The sequence below is a fragment of the Pseudomonas sp. Sample_9 genome (assembly GCF_004307535.1).
In the GTDB taxonomy this organism is placed as follows: domain Bacteria; phylum Pseudomonadota; class Gammaproteobacteria; order Pseudomonadales; family Pseudomonadaceae; genus Aquipseudomonas; species Aquipseudomonas mercuritolerans.
Window position 1 is genome coordinate 1 of sequence record NZ_RAZO01000495.1, and the last position, 1,965, is coordinate 1,965.

Consider the following 1,965-nt stretch of genomic DNA (forward strand, 5'->3'; position numbering starts at 1 on the left):
ATGCAAGTACCGTTCGGACGCCTTCGCGAGCAGGCTCGCTCCCACCTTGGAACCCGGTCCCCTGTGGGAGCGAGCCTGCTCGCGAAGGGGCCGGTCGGGACGCCGCAAATTCGCGGATCTACACTTTACGGATGACGGTTGCGCACTAAACCCGCAAAATGCAACGATTCCGGCAATTATCGACGACGGTTCCACGAGAACCGTCGCCAAAGCCATCGTTCCAATCAGACTGGGCCTGCTGACTCTATGCGAATGCGCCTTATGTTACTGGGCGGCGGAAATGCCCTTGGGCAGGCGCTGATTCGCCTCGGTGCGGAAGAAGACATCGGTTTCCTCGCCCCCCGCCCGCCCGAAAACGGCTGGGATGCCGCGAGCCTCACCCAACTGCTCGACGACACCCGTCCCGATGCGTTGATCAACCTCGCCTACTATTTCGACTGGTTCCAGGCCGAGAGCGTCAGCGAAAGCCGCATGACCGGCCAGGAACGCGCCATCGAGCGTCTGGCCGAACTGTGCCAGCACCACAACATTGTCCTTGTGCAACCGTCGAGCTATCGCGTGTTCGACGGCTCGCGGGCCACGGCCTACAGCGAAAAAGACGAACCGGTGCCGCTGGGCCTGCGCGGTCAGGCCTTGTGGCGCATCGAGCAAAGCGTGCGCGCGACCTGCCCGCAACATGTATTGCTGCGGTTTGGCTGGCTGCTCGACGACAGCCCGGACGGCACCCTCGGACGCTTCCTCGCCCGCGCGGAAAAACCCGAAGAATTGCTGCTGGCCGATGATCGTCGCGGCAATCCGACTCCGGTCGATGACGCCGCGCGAGTGATCATTTCCGTGCTCAAGCAACTCGACTGCGCCGCGCCGCTGTGGGGCACTTACCATTACGCCGGCCACGAAGCGACCACACCGCTGGCGCTGGGCCAGGCGATTCTCACCGAAGCACGCAGCCTGCATCCGCTGGCGATCGAAGCACCGACCGCGCAGGCCCACGCCGCGCGCCCGGACGCCGCCGAAGAACCGCAACACGCGGTACTGGCCTGCAAGAAAATTCTCCACACTTTCGGGATCAAGCCGCGCGCCTGGCGTGCCGCACTCCCAGGCTTACTGGACAGGTTTTACCGACATGGCTGAAGCAACGGTTCTGATCACTGGCGGAGCCGGATTCATCGGCTCGCACCTGACCGACGCGCTGCTCGCCAAGGGCTACGCAGTGCGCGTGCTCGACGACCTGTCGACCGGCAAGCGCAGCAATTTGCCGCTGGACAATCCCAAGGTTGAACTGGTGGTCGGCGATGTCGCCGATGCCGCTTTGGTCGCCCGCGCCATGCAAGGTTGCAACGCTGTCGCGCATCTGGCGGCCGTGGCCTCGGTGCAGGCCTCGGTGGACGACCCGGTGAAAACCCACCAGAGCAATTTCATCGGCACCCTGAATGTCTGCGAAGCCATGCGCCTGGGCGGGGTCAAGCGTGTGGTGTACGCCTCCAGCGCGGCGGTGTACGGCAACAATGGCGAGGGCGAGTCGATCGACGAAGACACGCCGAAGGCGCCATTGACTCCGTATGCCTCGGACAAACTGGCCGGTGAACATTACTTCGATTTCTACCGCCGCCAGCATGGCCTGGAGCCGGCAATCTTTCGCTTCTTCAACATCTTCGGCCCACGCCAGGATCCTTCCTCGCCGTATTCCGGGGTGATCAGCATCTTCAGCGAGCGCGCGTCGAAAGGTTTACCGATCACCGTGTTTGGCGATGGCGAGCAGACTCGGGATTTCCTCTTTGTCGGGGATCTGGTGGATTTGCTGGTGCAGGCGCTGGAAAAGCCTGATGTACAGGAAGGCGCGGTCAATGTTGGCTGGAATCAGGCGATGAGCCTGAAGCAGATGCTCGAAGCGTTGAAATCGGTAGTCGGTGAGTTGCCGCCCGTGAGCTACGGGCCTGCGCGTTCGGGTGATATCCGCCATTCGCG

At 62.8% G+C, this 1,965-nt stretch carries 2 protein-coding genes; both read left to right on the forward strand.

Going from position 1 to position 1,965, the window contains the following annotated elements; all coding sequences use genetic code 11:
* Positions 1-246: 246 nt before the first annotated feature.
* Positions 247-1,131, forward strand: coding sequence for a sugar nucleotide-binding protein (locus tag D6877_RS28210; protein ID WP_041477681.1), 885 nt, complete (start codon positions 247-249; stop codon positions 1,129-1,131).
* Positions 1,124-1,965, forward strand: an 842-nt coding sequence (locus D6877_RS28215; protein ID WP_130912805.1) for an NAD-dependent epimerase/dehydratase family protein, incomplete at its 3' end; no start/stop codon positions are given. The genes D6877_RS28210 and D6877_RS28215, both read left to right, overlap by 8 nt.